At 43.0% G+C, this 811-nt stretch carries 1 protein-coding gene and 1 pseudogene; both read left to right on the top strand.

Features of this window, described 5'->3' with window-relative positions; translation table 11 throughout:
* A pseudogene (locus ACFINO_RS10195) lies at positions 1-166 on the top strand (outer membrane protein assembly factor BamD); the annotation flags it as partial.
* Positions 167-172: 6 nt separating this feature from the next.
* Positions 173-811: AAA family ATPase (locus ACFINO_RS10190; RefSeq protein ID WP_375655708.1), on the top strand; the 639-nt coding region annotated here is incomplete at its 3' end.

The following is an 811-nucleotide window of genomic DNA, read 5'->3' as shown; positions in this document are numbered from 1 at the left end:
TTTGGAAGCGCAGACAGCTGCTGCTATTTTAGGACGTAATTATCCCAAAAGTGAATGGTATAGATTTTCTTATAATCTCTTGCAAAAGAATAGCATATCACCACGGGAGCATAAATCTTCTTGGATCTCACAGGCTTTAGGTGGTGATAAAAGTAAGGCACGTTGATTCTCTATGTTGATACAGCTTTCGATTCATAATATTGTCTTGATCGAAACGCTCGATATTCATTTTAGAGCGGGTTTGTCTGTTTTAACTGGAGAAACGGGCGCGGGGAAGTCTATTTTACTTGATGCTTTGTCACTGGCTCTTGGGGGACGGGGTGATGCTTCTCTTGTACGTCATGGTGTTGACCGCGGGCAGGTGACAGCTGTTTTTGATGTGCCTGTTTCGCATTCTGTGCGTCAGCTTATCCGTGAGAATGGTTTTGATGATGAAGGCGATATTATTTTACGGCGTGTGCAATTAAGTGATGGTCGTAGTCGTGTTTTTATCAATGATCAGGTAGCTAGTGTTGCATTGATGCGTCATGTTGGACGTCAGTTGGTTGAAATTCACGGACAGCATGATAATCGCGCACTTGTTGATGTTGATACGCATCGCCAATTACTAGATGCTTTTGGTGGACTTGAGGATGAGACAGAAAATTTGCGTCAGTGTTATCGGATATGGCGTGAATTTGAAAAGCGTTTGCAGCAACAGCGTTTGAAAGTAGAGAATGCTTTACGTGAGGCTGATTATCTTCGTGCGTGCGTTCAAGAACTTGAAAAGCTCGATTTTCAAGTTGGTGAAGAGGATGCCCTTTCTCTTCGT

Source organism: Bartonella sp. AA83SXKL (genome assembly GCF_042196965.1).
Lineage (GTDB): Bacteria > Pseudomonadota > Alphaproteobacteria > Rhizobiales > Rhizobiaceae > Bartonella.
This window is presented reverse-complemented; position numbering and strand designations above follow the sequence as displayed.